Here is a 21,085-nt window from a genome sequence, read left to right as displayed (position 1 = left end):
CTCGGGTCAAGCCCGTGGGCATGCTTTGGACGACATGTACATCAACCCCGGCGTAGCCTGACCGGGGCTTCACCGAAAGTTCTTGAAAACGCCCTCGAAAATGCCGCGGCGGATGAAAATCCGGTCCGCCCGGCAATGTCGGCCATGGCCACTCTGGTGTCGATCACCAGCCGCCGCGCAGCGCCCAGGCGCAGCCTGAGATAGTAGGCGCCGGGCGTCTCGCCGATCGACTTGCGGAAGATGCTCTCCAGTGTCCGTGCCGTAACCCCGGCGCGCTTTGCCACGGCGGCGACCGTCAACGGCTGGTCGACATGCGCTTCCATCAGCCGGATGGCTTGCGCCAGGCGCGGATCATAGCCGTCGAGCCGGCCAAGCGAGACCAGGGGCTGAGCGTCGGTGGCCGCACGGGCCTGATCGTAGATGAAGACGCTGGCCACATCGAGCGCCACGGCCATGCCGAGGCGGGTGCGAACGAGGTGCAGCATCAGGTCGAAGGTGGGCGAGGCGCCACCGGAGGTGAAGACCGGCCCGTCGATGACGTAACGGTCCGGGCGGACGTCGACGCCCGGAAAGGCCGACGAGAAATCCTCCATGTCTTCCCAGTGGGTGGTGGCGCTGCGGCCTTCGAGCAAGCCGGCCCGCGCGACCAGCCATGTACCGGCCTCGACGCCGCCGCAGGCGCGCGCCGAACGGGCGGCGCGGCGCAGGCCCGAGAGCAGAGCCGACGTCGCATAATTCTGCGTGCCGAAACCGGCGACGACGACAAGAACGTCGGTCGGTTCGGCCGCGTCGAAGCGGCCGCTGACCGCCACTGGCAGGCCGCAAGTGGTGACCGGCGCCTCGCCGGTTACGGAAACCAGCTTGAAATCGAACAATGTCTCGCCGGAGATGCGGTTGGCGGCGCGCAGCGGGTCGACCGCCGAGGCCACGCACATGATGGACGAGCCGGAAAACACCAGCATCGTCACCTTGAGCGGCAGACGCTCGGCGCGAAAGATCGTCAGTTTTTCGCCTTTAGTCATGGAAGCTTCGTAAAACGCAAAGCAGTTTTCGGCAAGTCGGGCGATGCTTGGCGCCTGTTTCGACTGGGAGGAGAGTTCCATGCCGCTTGCGATGAACCGTGAGGTTTTCATTACCTGTGCCGTGACCGGGTCCGGCGGCACGCAGGACCGCAGCCCGCATGTGCCGCGCTCGCCCAAAGAGATCGCTGATTCGGCCATCGACGCGGCCAAGGCGGGGGCGGCGATCGTGCATTGCCATGTGCGCGACCCCGAAACCGGCAAGCCCAGGCGCGACGTTCATCTCTACCGCGAGGTGACCGAGCGCATCCGCGAGGCAGACGTCGACGTGGTGCTGAACCTTACCGCCGGCATGGGTGGAGACATGGTGTTCGGCTCGCCCGAAGCGCCGCTGCCGCTCAATGAGAAGGGCACCGACATGGGCGGCGCCACCAACCGCATGGAGCATGTACGCCAGTGCCTGCCGGAGATCTGCACGTTGGACTGCGGCACAATGAACTTCGCAGAGGCCGACTATGTCATGACCAACACACCCGGCATGCTGCGCGCCATGGGCGGCATGATGACCGCGCTCGGCGTCAAGCCGGAGATCGAGGCCTTCGACACAGGCCATCTGTGGTTCGCCAAGCAGTTGGTCGAGGAACAGGTTCTGAAGCCGGATGCGCTTGTGCAGCTTTGCATGGGCGTGCCATGGGGGGCGCCTGACGACCTCAACACCTTCATGGCCATGGTCAACAACGTGCCGTCGACCTGGAGCTGGTCGGCCTTTTCGATCGGCCGCAACCAGATGGCCTATGCCGCCGCCGCAGTGCTGGCCGGCGGCAATGTCCGCGTCGGTCTCGAAGACAATCTCTGGCTCGACAAGGGCGTGCTTGCCACCAACGCGCAGCTGGTCGAACGTGCCGCCAGCATCGTCACCAATCTCGGCGCCAGGATTCTGGGGCCGGAGGAAGTGCGCAGGAAGCTCAACCTCACCAAGCGGCCGCCGATCGCGGCATAGAGAGGGGAGCTTCAGATGGCCACCGTCAAATTCACCGCAATGAAGGATGGCGACAAGGACGACTACGAATTCCTGACCGCCCATGAAATCGACTATGCCGCCAAAACCGGTGATCGGTTGCTGGAAGCCCTGGTTCAACTCGACGAGGGCCTTTCCGGCTACAAGATCACCCGGCTCGGCCATTCGCTGCAGGCGGCAACACGCGCCTGGCGCGACGGCGCCGACACCGACTGGATCGCCTGCGCGTTGCTGCACGACATCGGCGATATCTACGCACCCTACAACCACGACGAATACGCCGCGTCGATCCTGAAGCCTTTCGTGCGCGAACAATGCACCTGGGTGGTGGAGAAGCACGGCGATTTCCAGCGCCTCTACTATGCCCATCATCTTGGCGGCAACCGCCATGCGCGTGACCGCTTCGCCGGTCATGCCTATTTCGACGATTGCGACCAGTTCTGCGAGCGCTGGGACCAGTCGAGCTTCGACCCCGACTACGAGACGCTGCCGATCGAGTTCTTCAGGCCATTCGTGCTCGAAGTCTTTGTCCGCAGGGCCTACGACCCCGCCATTATCCGCGCCGGCGAGCGCGTGCCGCTCACCGATCCCGAAACAGCCAAGACAAGAACCGGAGCCTGACCATGAGCATCATCAACAAGGCGGCCGCCATCGGCGGCGGTGTCATCGGCGCAGGCTGGGTGGCGCGCCTGCTCTTGAATGGCATCGACGTGTCGATCTTCGACCCTGATCCCGAGGCCTCGCGCAAGGTCTCAGAAGTGATGAAGGGCGCGCGCCGCGCCTACAAGCAGATGGTTCCGGGCGGCCTGCCGAAAGAAGGCAGGCTGACCTTCGCCAAGACCATCGCCGAGGCGGTGGCCGATGCCGATTTCATCCAGGAGAGCGTGCCGGAACGGCTCGACCTCAAGCATAAGGTCCTGTCCGAGATCGATATCCACGCGCCGGCCAACGCCATCGTCGGCTCGTCCACATCAGGCATCAAGCCGACCGACATGCAGGTGGCGATGAAAAAACACCCGGAGCGGCTTGTCGTCGGCCACCCGTTCAACCCGGTCTATCTCCTGCCGCTGGTCGAGATCGTCGGCGGCGACCAGACATTCCCCGAGGCGGTCGAAGTCGCCAAGGAGATCTATGCCTCGATCGGCATGAAGCCTGTCGTCATCCGCAAGGAGATTGAAGCCTTCGTCGGCGACCGACTGCTGGAAGCCGCCTGGCGCGAGGCGCTGTGGCTGATCAAGGACGGCATCTGCACCGTCGAGGAACTGGACGACATCATGCGCTATGGCTTTGGCCTGCGCTGGGCGCAGATGGGTATGTTCCAGGTCTATCGCGTCGCCGGCGGCGAAGCCGGCATGCGCCACTTCATGGCGCAGTTCGGCCCCTGCCTGAAATGGCCGTGGACCAAGCTGATGGACGTACCGGAGTTCAACGACGAGCTGGTCGACCTGATCGCCACGCAGTCGGACGACCAGGCGCATGGCCTGTCGATCCGCGAACTGGAAAAGATCCGCGACGACAATCTGGTCGCCATCATGGATGCGCTCTCGAAGCAGAACAAGGGCAAGGGCTGGGGAGCCGGCGCCCTGCACAGGGACTATACGAAGCAGTTGGCCAAGCTGGCGGCGAAAAAGCCGGCCGCCTCCAAGGCGGCCGAGAAGGCGAAGGCATCGAAGCCGGTGAAGAAAGCCGAAAAACCGAAGAAAAAGAAGAAAGGCTGAGACCATGGATTTCGGTCTGTCGGAGGAACAGAAGCTCATTGTCGAGACGACGCGCGCCTTCGTCGAGAATGAGCTTTACCCGCATGAGCGCGAGGTCGAGCGCACCGGCGTGCTGCGCCGCGAACTGATCGAGGAGCTGAAGGCCAAGGCGATCGAAGCCGGTCTCTATGCCGCCAACATGCCGGCCGATGTCGGCGGCGCGGGGCTCGATACGGTGACCTGGCTGCTTTACGAGAAGGAACTCGGCCGCGCCAACTACGCGCTGCACTGGACCTGCGTCGCGCGCCCCTCCAACATCCTTTTGGCCGGCACGCCGGAGCAGCGCGAAAAATATCTGTTCCCGTGCATCCGCGGCGAGAAATGGGATTGCCTGGCGATGACCGAGCCGGGCGCCGGCTCCGATCTGCGCGGCATGAAGGCGACCGCCGTGCAGGACGGCGACGACTGGGTATTGAACGGCACCAAGCACTTCATCAGCCACGCCGATCTCGCCGACTTCGCCATCGTCTTCATGGCCTCGGGCGAAGAGGATTCGCCGCGCGGCAAACGCAAGAAGATCACCGCCTTCTTCGTCGACAAGGGCACCAAGGGTTTCACGGTGCGCGACGGTTACCGCAACGTCTCGCATCGCGGCTACACCAACGCCATCCTCGAATTCGACGATTGCCGCCTTCCGGCAAGCCAGGTGTTGGGTGAAGTCCACAAGGGTTTCGACGTCGCCAATTCCTGGCTCGGCGCCACCCGCCTGCAGGTCGGCGCCACCTGCCTCGGCCGCGCGGAACGCGCGCTCGGCCACGCGGTCGAGTACGCCGCGCAGCGTCAGCAATTCGGCCAGCAGATCGGCAAGTTCCAGGGCGTGTCGTTCAAGCTCGCCGACATGGCAACCGAACTCAAGGCCGCGGACCTGATGGTGTTCGAAGCCGGCTGGAAGTACGATCAGGGCACCGTCACCGACCAGGACATGGCCATGGCCAAGCTGAAGGCCACCGAAATGCTCGCCTTCGTCGCCGATGAGGCGATCCAGATCCATGGCGGCATGGGGCTGATGGACGACCTGCCGCTGGAGCGCATCTGGCGCGACGCCCGGGTCGAGCGCATCTGGGAAGGCACGTCGGAAATCCAGCGCCACATCATTTCGCGGGCGCTGCTGCGCCCGTTCGGGGCCTGATCCATGCACAAACTTGAACGCCTTCTGCGCCCTAAATCGATCGCCGTGTTCGGCGGCGCGCAGGCCGCCGCGGTCGTGGCACAGTCGATCAAGATGGGCTTTGCCGGCGAGATCTGGCCGGTGCACCCGAGCAAGGAAGAGGTCGCCGGCCGCAAGGCCTATCGTTCGATCGCCGATCTGCCCGGCGCGCCGGACGCCGCCTTTGTCGGCGTCAACCGACACCTGACCATCGACGTGATCAAGGCCCTGGCCGAACGCGGCGCCGGCGGGGCCGTCTGCTTTGCCGCCGGTTTCCTCGAAACCGAAGCCTATGACGCGGATGGCGAGCGCCTGCAGGCCGAACTCGTCGCCGCCGCCGGCGAGATGCCGATCATCGGGCCGAACTGTTACGGCCTGATCAACTATGCCGACGGCGCGCTTTTGTGGCCCGACCAGCATGGCGGCATAAGATTGGCCGACGGCGGCAAAGGGGTGGCCATCATTACCCAGTCGTCCAACATCGCCATCAACATGACGATGCAGAAGCGCGGCCTGCCGATCGCCTTCCTGATGACCGCCGGCAACCAGGCGCAGACCGGCCTCTCCGAAATGGCGCTCGGCCTGATCGAGGACGAGCGCGTCACCTCGCTCGGCCTGCACATCGAGGCTTTCGATTCGGTAGCCGGCTTCGAGCGGCTGGCGGCACGGGCGAGGGAATTGAAAAAGCCGATCATCGCCATGAAGGTCGGCCGCTCCGAACAGGCCAGGCAAGCGACCGTCTCGCACACCGCGTCGCTCGCCGGCTCGGACGCAGCGTCCGGGGCCTTCCTGAAACGGCTCGGCATCGCGCGCGTCGATTCCATCCCCGCCTTCATCGAGGCGCTGAAGCTGCTGCATGTCACCGGTCCGCTGCCTGGCTACAGCCTGTCATCGATGAGCTGTTCGGGCGGCGAGGCTTCGGTCATGGCCGACAGCGCCGAAGGCCGCTGGGTCAACTTCCCGGTGCTGACGGAAGAACACCGTGCCCACGTCAAGTCGACGCTCGGGCCGCTGGTCGCGGTCGCCAATCCATTGGACTATCACACCTTCATCTGGAACAACGAGCCGGCGATGACCGCCACCTTCACCGCCATGGTGTCGGGCGGCTTCGACCTCAACATGCTGGTACTCGACTTTCCGCGCCCGGACCGCTGCTCGGTGACCGACTGGTGGGCGACGCTGCGCGCCTTCGAATCGGCGCTCAAGACCAACAAGGCACATGGCGCGATCGTCTCGTCGCTGCCCGAGAACCTGCCCGAGGAATACACCGCCGAGCTGATGGCGCGGGGCATGGTGCCGCTGTTCGGCATTTCCGAAGCGATGGATGCCGCCCAGGCGGCCGCCTTCATCGGCTGGGCCTGGCGCGAGCCGCAGGCGCAGCCGGTCGACACCTCAGCTTCCGGCGCTGCCGGCGGCGAGCATGTCACGCCTGACGAGGCGCAAGCCAAGGCGCGGCTGATCAAGGCCGGGCTGCCGGTGCCCAAGGGCGAGCGCGCCGACAGTGCCGTCGAGGCGGTGATCTCGTCCATGGCGCTCGGCTTCCCGGTGGCGCTGAAGGCCCTGGGTGTCACCCACAAATCCGAGGTCGGCGCTGTCAGGCTCAACCTCAGGGACGCCGAAACCGTCAGCACCGCCGCGCACCACCTTTTGCCGCTCGGCACCGGCCTTTATGTCGAGCGCATGGTGCGCGACGGCGTCGCCGAGCTGATCGTCGGCTTCACCCGCGATCCGATGTTCGGCGCTGTCATGACGCTGGGCACCGGCGGCGTGCTGGTCGAATTGCTGCGCGACAGCGTCACCTTGATGCTGCCGGCGACCCGCGACGACATCGAGGCAGCACTTCGCGGTCTCAAACTGTTCCCGCTGCTCGAAGGCTATCGCGGTCGGCCGAAGGCCGACGTCCAAGCTGCCATCGACGCCATCGCGGGCATTGCTGCCTTCGTGCAGACGAATGCCGGCGAGATCGAGGAACTCGACATCAATCCGCTGATCGTCTGCAGCGAGGGCAAGGGCGCCTGGATCGCCGATGCGCTTTTGGTGCTGGGAGAGAACAAGAATGCCTGACGTCATTTCGACCCGCCGTGAAGGCTCGATCCTCGAGGTCACGCTCGATCGGCCCAAGGCCAACGCCATCGACCTGAAGACCTCTCGGCTGATGGGCGAGACCTTCAAGGCGTTTCGCGACGACCCCGGCTTGCGCGTCGCCATCATCAAGACCGCCGGCGACAAGTTCTTCTGCGCCGGATGGGACCTGAAGGCCGCCGCCGGCGGCGACGCCGTCGACGGCGACTATGGCGTCGGCGGCTTTGCCGGGCTGCAGGAACTGCGCGACTTGAACAAGCCTGTCATCGCCTGCGTAAACGGCATGGCGGTGGGGGGCGGCTTCGAGCTGGCGCTGTCCTGCGATCTCATCTACGCCTCCGATCACTCCTCCTTCGCATTGCCCGAGATCCGCGCCGGCACGCTTGCCGACGCCGCGACCATCAAGCTGCCGAAGCGCATTCCCTATCATGTCGCCATGGACCTTTTGCTCACTGGCCGCTGGATGGACGTTGCCGAGGCGCATCGCTGGGGCCTGGTCAACGAGGTGCTGCCGAAGGAGAAGCTGGAGGACCGCGTCTGGGAGATCGCCCGCCTGCTCGCCAGCGGCCCGCCGCTTGTCTTCGCCGCGATCAAGGAAACCGCGCGTGTGGCCGAAGCGCTGACTTTCCAGGACGCGATGAACAGGGTGACGCGCCGGCAGTTGCCGACGGTCGACGCCCTCTACGGCTCCGAGGACAATATGGAAGGGTTCCGGGCTTTTGCGGAGAAGCGCGACCCGGTTTGGAAGGGGACGTGACTCTGCGGAAATGACAGCGCGAGGCACCCCCCTCTGGCCTGCCGGCCATCTCCCCCGCAAGGGGGGAGATTGGATGTCATTTCCGCTTTCGCTAATCGTCAACGCTGCAAGAAGGGCGATACCGATTGAACTGCCAATCTCCCCCCTTGCGGGGGAGATGTCCGGCAGGACAGAGGGGGGTGCCTGGGCTCGCCGTTCACAGTCGGCGCGGCCATGACCGACTACAGCAAACTCATCGATGCCGAGACCCAGGCTTTCATCGAGCGGACCAATTCCTATTACCCGCCGGATACGATCGACTACACGATTGCCGAGCAGCGCGAGATCTATGACCGCATGTGCCGGGAGTTCTTTGCCGGCTATCCCGAGGGAGTGACAGCGGAAACCACCGCTATTGCGGGGCCGGCGTGCAATATCTCGATCCGCATCTATCGCAGCGCCCCGCAGGCAGCGGCGACGGTGCTCTATTGCCACGGCGGCGGGTTCATCCTTGGCGGGCTCGGCAGCCATGACGACGTTTGCGCCGAGCTTTGCGGCCGCACCGGTTATGACGTCGTTTCGGTCGACTACCGGCTGGCGCCGGAGCATCTGCATCCGGCCGCGTTTGACGACGCGATGAACGCCTTCGAGTGGGCGGCAGCCACCCGCGATCATCCCATCCTGCTCTGCGGCGACAGCGCCGGCGGCAATCTCTGCGCCGGCGTCAGCCATGCGACGCGCGGCCATGCGAAGAAACCGATCGGGCAGGTGCTGATCTATCCCGGGCTCGGCGGCGACCGTTCGCGTGGCTCCTATCTGAAGCATGCCGAAGCGCCGATGCTGACCACGCGCGACCTCGAATTCTACAAACATATCCGCACCGGCGGCGTGGACCAGACCGGCGACATCACGCTTCAGCCGCTGGCCGACGCCGATTTCGCCAACCTGCCGCCGACCGTGCTGATCACCGCCGAGTGCGATCCGCTGTCGTCGGACGGCGAGGCCTATCGCGACCGCATCGTGGCGGGCGGCGGGCGGGCCACTTGGTTCGAGGAAAAAGGGCTTGTGCACGGCTATCTCAGGGCGAGGCACACGGTCGGCCGCGCCCGCGCCAGCTTTACCCGCATCGTCGAGGCGGTGTCGGCGCTCGGCAAAAGCGAGTGGATCTGGTGAGGGCCTCCTCGCATGACAATCGACAGAAGATGATCAACCCAGCGACTGCCAAGCCGTTCGGCGCTCAGCCTACCGAACGAGCCGCCGCCCGGCCGGCGCTGCGGCCGGAGAAGATACAGCCGCCCAGGAACGTGCCTTCGAGCGCCGCATAGCCATGCACGCCGCCGCCGCCGAAACCGGCGGCTTCGCCGACCGCATAGAGGCCCTGAACCGACTCGCCATCGCTCCCCAGCACGCGGCTTTCGAGATCGGTCTGCAGGCCACCCAGCGTCTTGCGGGTCAGGATGTTGAGGCGAACCGCGATCAGCGGGCCGTTCGCGGGATCGAGCATCTTGTGCGGCCTGGCCGTGCGGATCAGCCGGTCGCCGAGATAGGCCCGCGCTCCGCGCAGCGCGGTGACCTGCATGTCCTTGGAGAAGGGATTGTCGAGTTGCCGGTCGCGGGCGCGGATCTCGCGCTCGACATGGGCGACGTCGAGCAGCGGTTCGCCGCCGGCCAGCTTGTTCATGCGCGCCACCAGATCGGGCAGTTCGGCCTCGATGATGAAATCCTCGCCCTTCTCCATGAACGCCTTGACCGGGCCCGGAATGCCCGACGTGGCGCGGCCGAGCACCTGGCGCCAGCTCTTGCCGGTCAGGTCCGGGTTCTGCTCGGAGCCCGAGAGCGCGAACTCCTTCTGGATGATTTTTTTGGTCAGGATGAACCAGGAATAATCGAACCCGGTGCTCGTGATGTGGCTGAGCGTGCCGAGCGTGTCGAAACCGGGGTAAAGCGGCACCGGCAGGCGCTTGCCCCTGGCGTCGAGCCACAGCGACGACGGACCGGGCAGGATGCGGATGGCATGATCGGTCCAGATCGGCGCCCAGTTCCTGATGCCCTCGACATAGTGCCACATGCGGTCGCGATTGATGACGCTGCCGCCGGCCTGTTCCGTGATCGCCAGCATGCGGCCGTCGACATGGTCGGGCACGCCGGTGATCATGCACTTCGGCGCCGCGCCCAGACGCTTCGGCCAGTTTTCCCGGACCAGCTGGTGGTTGCCGCCGATGCCGCCGGAGGCGACGATCACGGCCTGCGCATGAACCTCGAAATCACCTGATATCTCACGCGAACTCTTGTGGCCGCGCTCGACGGTGCTTGGTTGCAGGATGTCGCCGCGCACCCCGTCGATCCTCGTGCCGGTGCGGATCAATTCGTTGACGCGGTGGCGGAACTTGAAGCGGATCAGTCCCTTCTTCTCGGCTTCGCGGACGCGCAGCACGAAGGGCTCGAGCACGCCGGGACCGGTGCCCCAGGTGATGTGAAAGCGGGGCACGGAATTGCCATGGCCAATGGCATTGCCGCCGCCGCGCTCGGCCCATCCGACCACGGGAAAGAATTTCATCCCGCGCTCCAGCAGCCAGGAGCGCTTCTCGCCGGCGGCGAAGCCGACGTAGGCCTCGGCCCATTTGCGCGGCCAGTGATCCTCCGGCCGGTCGAAAGCGGCGGTGCCCAGCCAGTCCTCGAGCGCCAGCTCGTGCGAATCGCGGATGCGCATGCGCCGCTGCTCGGGCGAATCGACGAGGAACAGACCGCCGAACGACCAGAAGGCCTGGCCGCCCAGCGACTGCTCCGGTTCCTGGTCGACGATGACGATCTTCTTGCCGGCCTCGGCCAGTTCGGCGGCGGCGACCAGCCCGGCAAGGCCGGCGCCGACGATGATGACATCCGCGTCGTCAGCCAATTTCCCCTCCCGTTAGCTGGCTACCGTATGAATCTCGAACCGGAATTATATCAATGATGGTCAGACCGCCTCCCAGCCATCCTTGCCGCCGGCGCGGAAGATGGCGTCGATGACCTTCTGGTTGAGCACGGATTCCTCCAGCGTGAAGACGCGCTCCTTGCCGCCCTGGGCCGCCCGCGCGAAGGTCTCGACCTCGAGCCGGTACTGCTGCGTACCGGGAAAGCGGAACACCTGCGCCTCCGTGTGGTTCTGGTTGTGCAACTCGACGCGGTGGTGATCGTAGAGCCCGGCATTGAACGGCGAGAACACCTCGATGAACCCGTTCTCGCCATGGAACACCATCACCTGGCGCGCGGCCATCTGGGTCGAGAGATAGAAGGACAGTTCGAAGTCGCCGAAATCGGCGCGGATCGAGGAATAGATGTCGGTGCCGAATTTTTTGTCGCGCTCGATCGTCGCCTGCACGCGCAGCGGCTCCTTGCCGGTGGAAAAGCGCGTCGACACGGTCGGGTAGACGCCGATGTCGGGCAGCGCGCCGCCGCCAAGGTCGAGCTGGTTGCGCATGTTGTTGGGATCGACATTGTAATAGGAGAACGCGCCCTGCACATGGCGCAGCCGGCCGATGACGCCGCTGGCGATGAGGTCGCGCACCTTGATCCATTGCGGATGGTAGACGACCATGAAGGCTTCGCAGACCAACACCTTGCTGGCATCGCGCAGCTTGATCAGCGGCGGAATGTCCTTGGCGTCGAGCGCCAACGGCTTTTCGACCAGCACATGTTTTCCCGCCTGAATGGCCTTGGCCGTCCATTCGACATGCTGCGATGTCGGCAGCGGGATATATACGCCGTCGACCTCGTTCGAGGCGAGCAACTCCTCATAGGAACCGAAAGCATGCGGCGCGCCGAAGCGATCGGCCAGCGCACGGGCCTTCGACTGATCGCGGCTGGCGATTGCCGACAGCACGCCATTTTCCGCCTCCACGATCGCAGGCAAAAGCTGCTCGCGACCGATCTTGGCCGTCGATAACACACCCCATCGGAACATCAGGCTTCTCCTCTCGATTACAGGCGAGGAGGTTTGCCTGAAATCGGGGCAAAAGCCAATGCGGGGGCCAAGTTCCTCGCCCCACGGAGTGGGGAGGGATGGCTCACCCCCTCTTCCCCGTCAGCCTCATGTCGAAACCGACGACGTTGGAATAGATCGGCGTGCCGACATCCATTCCGTAGCGCGACCGCAGCACCTTGCCGGTGACGTGGAACCCGATCGTGCCGGACTTCAGGCCATCGAGCTCGGCGGTGAACTTTTCCGCAAACGTCTTGCCGCGCGCCGTCAGCCGGCCGGTGACAAGCGCCGTCGTATCGCCGGTGCGGGTCACGCTGGTCGAGCGGAACTGGATTTCGGGGCTGTTGGCCGCATCGAACACGGCGTCTGAACGCAGGAAAGCGTCGATGCGGCCCTGGCCGGTGCCGACGCTTTCGGGAAAAATGGTAAGGTTGACCTTCGAGCGGCTGACGTCGTCATTGTCGATGCGGATCGTGCCCTTGAAGTGGGCAAACGCACCATCGAAACCGCCGCCGCCGGCCTTGCCGATGGTGAAGCGGATCGAGGAGTCAGCCTGGCTGATCGTGTAACTGCCGGCGGCATCATCGAGGACAACTGCTGCCCAGACAGGCACGGCAAGGCAAGCGGCAAGGGCCGCCGATCCGAGGAGTCGCGCATACATGAGATTATTTCCTTCTTCGGAGGCAACGCTCTTCGCGTCCTCGCTTACAAACGAGGCCGAACCCCGTTCTATTCCCCGCCTGAGGAAGGCGTGACGATGCGTGTAAGCACATTGTCCCTCAGTCGGAAATGATGGCGCAGTGCCGCCGTGACATGCAGCGCCACAAGTGCTGCGCCGGCATAGGCGAGGTACCAGTGCGCTGCCGCCCAAAAACTCTCGGCGGCATCGGATTCCGCGAGCGGCAGGTTGGGCATCACGAACAGGTTGAACGGCATGCTTGGAATTTCCAGCGTCGAGACCGAAACCAGCGCCCAGCCGGACAGAGGCAAAGCGATCTGGAAGGCATAGAGCGCCAGGTGAGCGAGCGGCGCTGCCCGGCGCTCCAGGGATCCGACCGAGGATGGCAAGGCCGGCGCGGCATTGCCGAGCCGCCAGGCGATGCGCAGGATGATCAGGCCGAGCAGCAGGAAGCCCAGCGATTTGTGCAGCTGGATGAGCTCGAAAGCCGTGCGCTGGCTGCCGATGCGGACCATCGCGAAACCGAGTGCGAACTGGCCGATGAAGGCAAGGCCGATCAGCCAATGAAGCAGGATTGCCGCCCAACCGTAGCGGGTCGGGGTGTTGGTGATCGAAGCTCGCATGGAAGGCGAACGAATGCCGCGTCGGCTTTCTTCCACCCTCCCACAGGGAGAGGACAGCCTATCCGCTCACCCTGAAGAAATCGACGAAGGCCCTGAGCGCCGGCCGCATCTGGCGGCGGCTCGGATAGTAGACGAAGAAACCCTCGAAGGACGGACACCAATCCTCCAGCACGCGGATCAGCCGGCCGTCGCGGAGCGGCTCGCGGACATAGTCTTCGAAGACGAAGGCAAGCCCCGCGCCGTCGACCGCCGCCTGGGCGATCAGATGGTCTTCGTCGAGAATCAATGGTCCTTGCGCGGCAATCTCGATCTCCTCGCCATCCCTGGCGAATTCCCAGCGGTAGAGGATGCCGCTGGAGAAGCGGAAGCGGATGCAGCGATGGTCGGACAGGTCACGCGGGTGGCGAGGCCTCGGCATGGTGTCGAAATAGGAGGGCGAGCCGACCACGGCGCCGCGGATATCGGGCCCGATGCGCAGCGCGATCATGTCGCGCTGCAGGCTTTCGCCAAGCCGCACGCCGGCGTCGAAACCGCCTTCCACGACGTCGGTGAAGCGGTCCTCGATGACGATCTCCAGCACGATATCGGGGTAAGCCGCGGCAAAGGCGCCGAGCCGCGGGGTCAGCACCAGATGGGCTGCCGTGCGCGGCACGCTGAGCCGCAGATTGCCGGCCGGCCGGTCGCGCGCCTCGACCGCCGTCTCCAGTGCCAGGTCGATCTCCGACAGCGCCGGCCGCAATCGTTCCAGCAACCGCGCGCCCTCTTCGGTCGGGGCAACGCTGCGGGTGCTGCGTGCCAACAGCCGCACGCCAAGCCGCGCCTCAAGGCTGGACACGGCATGGCTGACCGCCGACGGCGCGATCGCCAGTTCCCTGGCCGCGCCGCGAAAGCTGCCGCATTGGGCAACAGTTGCCAGCACCGCAAGCTGTGAAAGATGTGCTCGGTTCATTGATCTATTTACTAGAACGCCCCGTGCACAGATGAGCCGATTATCGAACATAAGGCAAGGCGCTATCTCCTGAGTATCGCAACAAGGAGACGCGTGATGAAAACCCGCAAACTCGGTACTGAATTGGAAGTTTTTCCGGTCGGCCTCGGCTGCATGGGCATGAGCTTTGGCTATGGGGGCCAGCCGGAAGCCGAGGCGATCGCCACATTGCGCCGCGCCGTCGAGATCGGCGTCAATTTCTTCGACACGGCGGAGGTCTACGGGCCCTACGAGAACGAGATCCTGCTCGGCAAGGCGCTGAAGCCGGTGCGCGATCAGGTGACGATCGCAACCAAGTTCGGCTTCAAAATCCTGGAGGAAGGCACCGGCACCGACCGCATGGCGGGCGTCGACAGCCGCCCCGAACACGTCAAGGCCGTCGCAGAGGCGTCACTGAAGCGGCTGGGCACCGACGTGATCGATCTCTATTACCAGCACCGCGTCGACCCGAACGTGCCGATCGAGGACACGGTCGGCGCCATGGCCGAGCTGGTGCGCGAGGGCAAGGTGCGCGCGCTCGGCCTTTCGGAAGCAAGTGTCGCCACCATCCGCCGGGCGCATGCCGTGCATCCGATCGCGGCCGTCCAGAGCGAATATTCGCTGTGGAGCCGTGACCCGGAAGACGATGTGTTCGCCGTCTGCCGCGAACTCGGCATCGGTTTCGTTCCCTACAGCCCGCTCGGCCGTGGCCTCTTGACCGGCACGATCGCCAAGCCCGAGACGCTTGATGACGACGACTGGCGCCGCACCTTGCCGCGCTTCCAGGCCGACGCCATGGAAGCCAATGCCAAAGTCGTGGCCACGCTGGAAAAACTGGCGACCGAAAAGGGAGTGACCTCGGCACAGCTGGCGCTCGCCTGGGTACTGCACCAGGGCGATTTCATTGTCCCCATCCCGGGCGCCCGAAAAATCCGCCATCTCGAGCAGAACACGGCGGCGGCTGATATCGAGCTGAGTGCCGCAGAGGTACAGACCATCGGCGATGCACTGTCGCCTGATAAGGTCATGGGCAAGCGCTACACAGAGGAGCTGCTGGCGCTGGTGAATGGGTGAGCTTTCACCCTCCCCTGTGCGGAGGTCGACTCGCTGTCGCAGCGAAGCGAAGACAGGGTGGGGTGGCGATGCGCGATACAGAAGATCACGGATGTCCGCGCGAGGCACCCCCCTCTGTCCTGCCGGACATTTCCTACCATGGCACGACCGTAATCTCCGGCCAGTAATCCCGCGCCCGCTGGCCCTTCGCCTCATGCGTCCGCTGATTGTCCATCGCCCGGTTCGGCGTGACGCGGAATGAGAAGACGTCGTCGAGACCGAACGGCGCCAGCAGTTCCAGTTGACAATCCGCGTCGTATCGCACCCCGACCGCATGTGTCTTCGACGCAAAAAACCGGACCGACTCGCTCGAACTCGTGTAGCGCGGACAGGGCCGCCCGAACTTCTGCGGGTACCACAAATGCACCCGCGCTTGGTTGCGCACCTCGACCGGCAGGGGCAGCCCCTGGAAATGCTTCGCCGCCCGGCGGATGACGGCGTCCTCGGCCTCGTAGGACAGGTCGCTATCGTCGAAATAGAACAGGTCGACATCCTTGATGCCATAACCCGACGGCTTCCCCGTCAGATGGTTCCAGACCGAGTTTTAGAGCACGCCGGAGACCACCAGCCAGTCCGGAAGATCGAGCGTGCGGGCACATACCAGCGCCTGGCGCACGAGCGCATCCGACAGCAGGATGTCGAGAAATGCAGCGCGTTGTGCTTCGAACGGGAGGCCGGAATAGTGCAAATGGTCCATCGCCCTTTGGAGGGCGATTCGCCGTGCTCCCGCAATCCCGGAAAGAGGCTATGCCCTGAGCACGCCTCCAGTCTGCTTGCCGACATTCTCGACGACGCGCCTGGCCAACGCCTCGAAATCCTCGTCGGTCAGCGTCTTCTCGACCGGCTGGATCGACACTTCGATGGCGATGGACTTCTTGCCCTCGCCGAGCGCCGCACCTTCGAAAACATCAAAGACCGAGACGCCGGTGACCAGCTTCTTGTCCGCGGCGAGCGCCGCGCGTACCAGCGTGCCGGCCTCGACCGCCTTGTCGACGACGAAGGCGAAGTCGCGCTTCACCGCCTGGAAGGCGGAGAGATCCAGCCTGGGCTTGGTTTTCGTCGGCTTTGCCTTGGGCTCGGGCACGGCATCGACATACACTTCGAAGCCGCAGAGCGGGCCGGAGACGTCGAGCCCTTCCAGCGTTTTTGGATGAAATTCACCGAACGTGCCGAGCACCGTCTTCGGTCCGAGCTTGATCGTTCCGGAACGACCAGGATGGTACCAGGACGGGCCGCCGGCCTCGATCTGCAGCCGCTCGACCGGCGCACCGCAGGCTTCGAGTGCGGCGATGGCATCAGCCTTGGCGTCGAACACGCCGACCGGACCGGAATTGCCAGCCCAGTTGCGGCCGGAACCGTCGAGCTTGGCGGTGCCGCGCCGCACGCCGGCGGCAACGCGCCGTTGCTGGTCGGCGCCGTCGCCCTCATAGGTGCCGGAGACCTCGAACAACGCCACGTCGCCAATGCCCTTGTCGGCATTGCGCTGGGCGGCTGCGATCAGGCCGGGCAGCAGCGAGGGCCGCATGTCGGACATGTCGGCGGCGATCGGGTTGGCGAGCTTGAGCGAAGCCTGCCCGCCGCCGAACAGTTCGGCGTGCCTGGCGGGGATGAACGACCAGGTGACTGCCTCCATCATGCCGCGCACGGCCAGCGCCCGCTTGGCCGCGCGGGTGCGGATCTGCAGCGTCGTCAGGATCTTGCCGTTGACCGCGTCATGCGCGCCGAGCGGCTGCGAAGCGATGTTGTCGACGCCGTGGATGCGCATCACCTCCTCGACCAGGTCGGCCTTGCCGTCGACATCGGGACGCCAGGACGGCACGGCGATTTCGACGACATCGCCCGAACCCTCAGGCTTGAAGCCGAGGCGCGTGAGAATATCGAGGCTTTCCGCCTTCGGCACTTCTATGCCGGTCAGCCGCTTCACTTCCGACAGCGGGAAGGAGACGATCTTGGGCTGATGGCCGGCATAGCCGGCCACCTCGATTTCCGTCGGCGTGCCGCCGCAGAAATCAAGCACTAGCCGGGTCGCAAGCTCAACGCCCGGCACCATGAATTCGGGGTCGACCCCGCGCTCGAAACGATAGCGGGCATCGGTGATGATGCCGAGCGCGCGCCCGGTGCGGGCCGTGGTGATCGGGTCCCAGAGTGCGGATTCGATCAGCACGTCGGTCGTGTTCTCGTCGCAGCCGGAACGCTCGCCGCCCATGATGCCGGCGATCGATTCCACGCCATTGTCATCGGCGATGACGCACATCTCCGGCGTCAACGTGTATTCGCGGCCGTCGAGCGCCAGTACCTTTTCGCCATCCCTGGCGCGACGCACGACAAGATTGCCGGCGACCTTGCCGGCATCGAAGACATGCAGCGGCCTGCCACGATCGAAGGTGACGTAGTTGGTGATATCGACCAGCGCGCTGATGGGCCTCAGCCCAATGGCGATCAGCCGCTGCTGGAGCCATTTCGGGGACGGGCCGTTCCTGACGCCGCTGACCAGATTGAGCGCGAAGCCGGGGCAGAGTTCCGGCGCTTCGATCGTCACCTTGACGGGGCACATTCCATTGCCGACATGCGGCATGATCGCGCCGCCGACGAGGCGGCCGAGACCGCTCGCCGCGAGATCCCGGGCGATGCCGTAAACGCTGGTGGCATCAGGCCGGTTTGGCGTCAGATTGATCTCGATGACCGGATCGTCGAGATGCGCGTAAGCGGCGAAGCTGGTGCCGACCGGCGCATCTTCGGGCAGGTCGATGATGCCGTTGTGCTCGTCGGAAAGTTCCAGCTCGCGCTCGGAACACATCATGCCGTGGCTTTCGACGCCCCTGATCTTGCCAACCGTCAGCGTCACATCGATGCCGGGCACATAAGTGCCGGGCGCGGCGAAGGCGCCGATCATGCCCGCCCGCGCATTGGGTGCGCCACAGACGACCTGCACGGGCGGCTTGCCGTCGCCGGTGTCGACGGTCAGCACCCGCAGCCGGTCGGCGTCGGGATGCTGCACCGCCGTCAGCACCCTGGCGATGACGAAGGGCTTCAGGCTCGCCTTGTCGTCGACATGCTCGACCTCGAGGCCGATCGAGGTCAGCCGCTCGACGATCTCGCCGAGCGAGGCGTCGGTCTCGAGATGGTCCTTGAGCCAGGAGAGGGTGAATTTCATGATGCTGTTCCGTAATGTATCGCAGCAGGAATCGTCTTGACCGTCACGCGCTCAGGCCCCCGAACAAAGTCGGCATGTCGAGCGGCCGGAAGCCGTAATGCGACAGCCAGCGCACATCGGCATCGAAGAAGGCGCGCAGATCCGGCATGCCGTATTTCAGCATGGCGATGCGGTCGATGCCCATGCCCCAGGCAAAGCCCTGATATTCATCGGGATCGAGCCCGCCAGCGCGCAGAACGTTGGGGTGCACCATGCCGCAGCCAAGGATCTCCATCCAGTCGGAGCCTTCGCCGAAGCGCACCTCGCCTGGCCGCGAGCGGTCGCACTGGATATCGACCTCGAGGCTTGGCTCGGTGAACGGGAAGAAGGACGGCCGGAAGCGCATCTTGACCGACGGCACCTCGAAGAAGGCCTTGCAGAACTCTTCCAGCACCCACTTCATGTTGGCGACGTTGGCCGATTTGTCGATCACCAGCCCTTCGACCTGATGGAACATCGGCGAGTGGGTGGCGTCGGAATCCTGCCGGTAGGTCTTGCCCGGAATGACGATGCGGATCGGCGGCTTCTGCTTCTCCATGGTGCGGATCTGCACCGGCGAGGTGTGGGTGCGCAGAAGCTTGCGCTCGCCCTTCTCGTCCGGCTGGAAGAAGAAGGTGTCATGCATCTCGCGCGCCGGATGGCCTTCCGGGAAATTCAGCGCGGTGAAATTGTAATAGTCGGTCTCGATGTCGGGCCCTTCGGCGATGGCGAAGCCGAGATCGCCGAAGATCGCCGCGATCTCGTCGATGACCTGGCTGATCGGATGAATGCGGCCGCGCTCGGCCGGCGACTGCCGCACCGGCAGCGTCACGTCGACCTTCTCCGCGGCGAGGCGGGCAGTGATGGCAACATCCCTGAGTTCCGCCTTGCGCGCGGTGAGCGCATCGGTGACGCGGTTCTTGAGGCCGTTGATGGCGGGGCCTTTGACCTGGCGCTCCTCAGCGCTCATCGAGCCGAGCGTCTTCAGCATTTCCGAGATCGACCCCTTCTTGCCAAGGGCTGCCACGCGCACGGCTTCTATCGCGGCCTCGTCAGCAGCCGACGCTATGTCGGCGAGCAGCGAAGCTTCCAGGCTTTCAAGATTTCCAGCGGTGGCGTTCACGGCGAAACTCTCTCGATCGGGCAACCCACCATCACCGGGCGTGTCACCAATTTGGTTACATCAGGCATAAGAAAAACCCGCGCCAGCCGTGCCAGCGCGGGTTCCCCAAATCAGAATTTCGAATGCTTGGGAAGCGCTGGTCTTAGGCGACAGCGCTTTCAAAAGCATTCGGGGTGGTGTTCTTGAGGTACTCAAGAGCAACCTTGGCCTTGGCCACGAGCGCGGCGAAAGCCTGCGGCTCGTGGATGGCCATATCCGACAGGATCTTGCGATCGATCTCGATGCCAGCCTTGTTGAGGCCGTCGATGAAACGGCCATAGGTCAGGCCGTGCTCGTGCGTCGCGGCGTTGATGCGCTGGATCCACAGCGCGCGGAACGAGCGCTTGCGGTTCTTGCGGTCGCGATAGGCGTATTGCAGCGACTTTTCCACCGCCTGCTTGGCGATGCGGATGGTGTTCTTGCGGCGGCCGTAGAAGCCTTTCGCGGCTTTCAGGACCTTCTTGTGCTTGGCGTGCGAGGTGACGCCTCTTTTTACGCGTGCCATGTCATGATCTCCTTAAAAGCAATTCCAGGAAAAGTGCCTTGCGGTTTTCCGTTCGGAATTGCGTAAAACAAATTCGTGTTCGGCCGAATGCTCAGAGGCCGTTCGGCAGAAAATTCTTGATGACCTTCTTGCCATCCGGTTCAGCCAGAACCATCGTGCCGCGGGCATTTCGAATGAACTTGTTGGAACGCTTGATCATGCCGTGACGCTTGCCGGCCGCAGCCGACAGGACTTTACCCGTACCGGTGATCTTGAACCGCTTCTTGGCGGCCGATTTGGTCTTCATCTTGGGCATTTTGCTACTCCGTATTGTGGCGCACCATCGCGCTTCTTGTTCGCTTCGGGCCGACCAAAGCCCGAAAAGCAAATGAAACCGCCACGGCATGCCCTGCCGGGCGGTTTTCTTGGAACGGCGGTCCTATACGTCAAAGCAGGCGACTGTGCAACACCCACCGCGCCGCGCGTTTCCCCGAACGCCCGGATGCGGCGCCCGGTCCTTCATCAGGGGAGCGTAAACAACACCGGCAACATACCCGACTGCTGGGCGCCGTCGATCAGTTCGAAGGCCGGCAGCGCGATGAGGAACACCAGGCCGTCGAGAAGCGTTGTCAACAGCAGGCGCGGCTTGAAGCTGCCGGTGTCGCCTTCCTGGTAAAGGGAAAGCTTCGGAAAGAAGCGCGGCACTCTTGCCAGATAGGCCTGATAGGGCTCGCCGAGCGCTTCCTTAAGGAATTTCTCCTCGCGCAGGATGACGATATGGAAGGCGCCCGCACACAGGACAGCGAACAGAATGATGCCGGAGAACGAGCCGATCTGCGCGCCGACGCCGGCCGCGGCCACAGTCGAGAACACATAGAGCGGGTTGCGGGTGATCGAATAAGGCCCGCCCGTCACAACTTCGGAAGATTTGCGCCCACCTATGTAGAGCGTCGACCAAAGGCGGCCGCAGATACCTAGGAAAATCAGCAGCACGCCGAACATCTCGATCGTTTCATGCATCGCCGTATCAGGCGGAAAGCTCGATTGCCCGAACAGCAGGGCTGCGAACAGCACCACCACGAGCACGGCAAGCACCAGCCTGCGCGTGCGCTGGTAGCCACCCAGCCCGTATTTGAGTTTTTTGTCCAAGGGAGGAATCCGATCG

19 protein-coding genes and 1 pseudogene are annotated in these 21,085 nt (G+C 64.4%); 8 read left to right on the top strand and 12 right to left on the bottom strand.

Features of this window, described 5'->3' with window-relative positions; translation table 11 throughout:
- Nucleotides 1-41 precede the first annotated feature (41 nt).
- Nucleotides 42-1,022, bottom strand: coding sequence for a GlxA family transcriptional regulator (locus FJ979_RS20060; RefSeq protein WP_140554542.1), 981 nt, complete (start codon nucleotides 1,020-1,022; stop codon nucleotides 42-44).
- Between the two features lie 79 nt (nucleotides 1,023-1,101).
- Between FJ979_RS20060 and FJ979_RS20055 the strand changes: the two genes are divergently transcribed.
- The 7 genes from FJ979_RS20055 to FJ979_RS20025 all read left to right on the top strand — a co-directional run bounded on the left by FJ979_RS20055 (nucleotide 1,102) and on the right by FJ979_RS20025 (nucleotide 8,932).
- Nucleotides 1,102-2,019, top strand: a complete 918-nt coding sequence (locus FJ979_RS20055; RefSeq protein ID WP_140491102.1) for a 3-keto-5-aminohexanoate cleavage protein — start codon at nucleotides 1,102-1,104, stop codon at nucleotides 2,017-2,019.
- Between the two features lie 15 nt (nucleotides 2,020-2,034).
- Nucleotides 2,035-2,658, top strand: a complete 624-nt coding sequence (locus FJ979_RS20050) for an HD domain-containing protein (RefSeq protein WP_140491104.1) — start codon at nucleotides 2,035-2,037, stop codon at nucleotides 2,656-2,658.
- Between the two features lie 2 nt (nucleotides 2,659-2,660).
- Nucleotides 2,661-3,755 (top strand): carnitine 3-dehydrogenase, encoded by a 1,095-nt coding sequence (locus FJ979_RS20045; RefSeq protein WP_140491107.1) that lies wholly within the window; start codon nucleotides 2,661-2,663, stop codon nucleotides 3,753-3,755.
- Nucleotides 3,756-3,759: 4 nt separating this feature from the next.
- Nucleotides 3,760-4,923, top strand: a complete 1,164-nt coding sequence (locus FJ979_RS20040) for an acyl-CoA dehydrogenase (protein WP_140583042.1) — start codon at nucleotides 3,760-3,762, stop codon at nucleotides 4,921-4,923.
- Nucleotides 4,924-4,926: 3 nt separating this feature from the next.
- On the top strand, nucleotides 4,927-7,005 hold the full coding sequence (locus tag FJ979_RS20035) for an acetate--CoA ligase family protein (protein ID WP_140561813.1): 2,079 nt from the start codon (nucleotides 4,927-4,929) through the stop codon (nucleotides 7,003-7,005).
- A complete protein-coding gene (locus tag FJ979_RS20030) occupies nucleotides 6,998-7,780 on the top strand; it encodes a carnitinyl-CoA dehydratase (RefSeq protein ID WP_140561811.1) in 783 nt (260 codons plus the stop codon). Before FJ979_RS20035 ends, FJ979_RS20030 begins: the two co-directional genes overlap by 8 nt.
- 213 nt (nucleotides 7,781-7,993) lie before the next feature.
- A complete protein-coding gene (locus FJ979_RS20025; RefSeq protein ID WP_140583039.1) occupies nucleotides 7,994-8,932 on the top strand; it encodes an alpha/beta hydrolase in 939 nt (312 codons plus the stop codon).
- Between the two features lie 64 nt (nucleotides 8,933-8,996).
- Here FJ979_RS20025 and FJ979_RS20020 read toward each other — a convergent pair whose 3' ends face one another.
- The 5 genes from FJ979_RS20020 to FJ979_RS20000 all read right to left on the bottom strand — a co-directional run bounded on the left by FJ979_RS20020 (nucleotide 8,997) and on the right by FJ979_RS20000 (nucleotide 13,971).
- Nucleotides 8,997-10,655, bottom strand: a complete 1,659-nt coding sequence (locus tag FJ979_RS20020; protein WP_140583036.1) for an FAD-binding dehydrogenase — start codon at nucleotides 10,653-10,655, stop codon at nucleotides 8,997-8,999.
- A gap of 60 nt (nucleotides 10,656-10,715) precedes the next feature.
- Complete coding sequence (locus FJ979_RS20015) at nucleotides 10,716-11,702, bottom strand: Gfo/Idh/MocA family oxidoreductase (protein WP_140561808.1); 987 nt, start codon at nucleotides 11,700-11,702, stop codon at nucleotides 10,716-10,718.
- Between the two features lie 103 nt (nucleotides 11,703-11,805).
- The gene (locus tag FJ979_RS20010; RefSeq protein WP_140491123.1) at nucleotides 11,806-12,381 is read right to left on the bottom strand and encodes a YceI family protein; all 576 of its coding nucleotides are present in this window, start codon (nucleotides 12,379-12,381) and stop codon (nucleotides 11,806-11,808) included.
- A 68-nt stretch (nucleotides 12,382-12,449) separates the two neighbouring features.
- Nucleotides 12,450-13,022, bottom strand: coding sequence for a cytochrome b (locus FJ979_RS20005; protein ID WP_140583033.1), 573 nt, complete (start codon nucleotides 13,020-13,022; stop codon nucleotides 12,450-12,452).
- A 58-nt stretch (nucleotides 13,023-13,080) separates the two neighbouring features.
- Nucleotides 13,081-13,971: a LysR family transcriptional regulator gene (locus FJ979_RS20000; protein WP_140583030.1), complete on the bottom strand. Its 891-nt coding sequence runs from the start codon at nucleotides 13,969-13,971 to the stop codon at nucleotides 13,081-13,083.
- Between the two features lie 96 nt (nucleotides 13,972-14,067).
- Here FJ979_RS20000 and FJ979_RS19995 point away from each other — a divergent pair, with 96 nt between their 5' ends.
- On the top strand, nucleotides 14,068-15,063 hold the full coding sequence (locus tag FJ979_RS19995; protein WP_140583028.1) for an aldo/keto reductase: 996 nt from the start codon (nucleotides 14,068-14,070) through the stop codon (nucleotides 15,061-15,063).
- A gap of 133 nt (nucleotides 15,064-15,196) precedes the next feature.
- Here the strand turns inward: FJ979_RS19995 and FJ979_RS19990 are convergent.
- From FJ979_RS19990 to FJ979_RS19965, 6 genes and pseudogenes are all read right to left on the bottom strand, one after another.
- Nucleotides 15,197-15,799 (bottom strand): annotated as a pseudogene (locus tag FJ979_RS19990) (nucleotidyltransferase family protein).
- A 48-nt stretch (nucleotides 15,800-15,847) separates the two neighbouring features.
- A complete protein-coding gene (gene pheT, locus FJ979_RS19985; protein WP_140583025.1) occupies nucleotides 15,848-18,256 on the bottom strand; it encodes a phenylalanine--tRNA ligase subunit beta in 2,409 nt (802 codons plus the stop codon).
- A gap of 43 nt (nucleotides 18,257-18,299) precedes the next feature.
- Nucleotides 18,300-19,397 (bottom strand): phenylalanine--tRNA ligase subunit alpha, encoded by a 1,098-nt coding sequence (pheS, locus tag FJ979_RS19980; RefSeq protein WP_140491135.1) that lies wholly within the window; start codon nucleotides 19,395-19,397, stop codon nucleotides 18,300-18,302.
- 142 nt (nucleotides 19,398-19,539) lie between these two features.
- The gene (gene rplT, locus FJ979_RS19975; protein WP_006201247.1) at nucleotides 19,540-19,941 is read right to left on the bottom strand and encodes a 50S ribosomal protein L20; all 402 of its coding nucleotides are present in this window, start codon (nucleotides 19,939-19,941) and stop codon (nucleotides 19,540-19,542) included.
- Nucleotides 19,942-20,032: 91 nt separating this feature from the next.
- On the bottom strand, nucleotides 20,033-20,236 hold the full coding sequence (gene rpmI / locus FJ979_RS19970; protein ID WP_006201248.1) for a 50S ribosomal protein L35: 204 nt from the start codon (nucleotides 20,234-20,236) through the stop codon (nucleotides 20,033-20,035).
- 206 nt (nucleotides 20,237-20,442) lie between these two features.
- Complete coding sequence (locus FJ979_RS19965; RefSeq protein WP_140563505.1) at nucleotides 20,443-21,069, bottom strand: isoprenylcysteine carboxylmethyltransferase family protein; 627 nt, start codon at nucleotides 21,067-21,069, stop codon at nucleotides 20,443-20,445.
- Between the last annotated feature and the right edge of the window lie 16 nt (nucleotides 21,070-21,085).

Source organism: Mesorhizobium sp. B1-1-6, assembly GCF_006443035.1.
In the GTDB taxonomy this organism is placed as follows: domain Bacteria; phylum Pseudomonadota; class Alphaproteobacteria; order Rhizobiales; family Rhizobiaceae; genus Mesorhizobium.
This window is presented reverse-complemented; position numbering and strand designations above follow the sequence as displayed.

Coding starts and splice junctions, on each gene's coding strand:
- FJ979_RS19995 (WP_140583028.1), top strand. CDS start 14,068: ATGAAAACCCGCAAACTCGGTACTGAATTGGAAGTTTTTCCGGTCGGC.
- FJ979_RS20060 (WP_140554542.1), bottom strand. CDS start 1,022: ATGACTAAAGGCGAAAAACTGACGATCTTTCGCGCCGAGCGTCTGCCG.
- FJ979_RS20025 (WP_140583039.1), top strand. CDS start 7,994: ATGACCGACTACAGCAAACTCATCGATGCCGAGACCCAGGCTTTCATC.
- FJ979_RS20055 (WP_140491102.1), top strand. CDS start 1,102: ATGCCGCTTGCGATGAACCGTGAGGTTTTCATTACCTGTGCCGTGACC.
- FJ979_RS20015 (WP_140561808.1), bottom strand. CDS start 11,702: ATGTTCCGATGGGGTGTGTTATCGACGGCCAAGATCGGTCGCGAGCAG.
- FJ979_RS20030 (WP_140561811.1), top strand. CDS start 6,998: ATGCCTGACGTCATTTCGACCCGCCGTGAAGGCTCGATCCTCGAGGTC.
- rplT (WP_006201247.1), bottom strand. CDS start 19,941: ATGGCACGCGTAAAAAGAGGCGTCACCTCGCACGCCAAGCACAAGAAG.
- FJ979_RS20040 (WP_140583042.1), top strand. CDS start 3,760: ATGGATTTCGGTCTGTCGGAGGAACAGAAGCTCATTGTCGAGACGACG.
- FJ979_RS20035 (WP_140561813.1), top strand. CDS start 4,927: ATGCACAAACTTGAACGCCTTCTGCGCCCTAAATCGATCGCCGTGTTC.
- FJ979_RS20005 (WP_140583033.1), bottom strand. CDS start 13,022: ATGCGAGCTTCGATCACCAACACCCCGACCCGCTACGGTTGGGCGGCA.
- pheT (WP_140583025.1), bottom strand. CDS start 18,256: ATGAAATTCACCCTCTCCTGGCTCAAGGACCATCTCGAGACCGACGCC.
- FJ979_RS20045 (WP_140491107.1), top strand. CDS start 2,661: ATGAGCATCATCAACAAGGCGGCCGCCATCGGCGGCGGTGTCATCGGC.
- FJ979_RS20050 (WP_140491104.1), top strand. CDS start 2,035: ATGGCCACCGTCAAATTCACCGCAATGAAGGATGGCGACAAGGACGAC.
- rpmI (WP_006201248.1), bottom strand. CDS start 20,236: ATGCCCAAGATGAAGACCAAATCGGCCGCCAAGAAGCGGTTCAAGATC.
- FJ979_RS20010 (WP_140491123.1), bottom strand. CDS start 12,381: ATGTATGCGCGACTCCTCGGATCGGCGGCCCTTGCCGCTTGCCTTGCC.
- FJ979_RS20000 (WP_140583030.1), bottom strand. CDS start 13,971: ATGAACCGAGCACATCTTTCACAGCTTGCGGTGCTGGCAACTGTTGCC.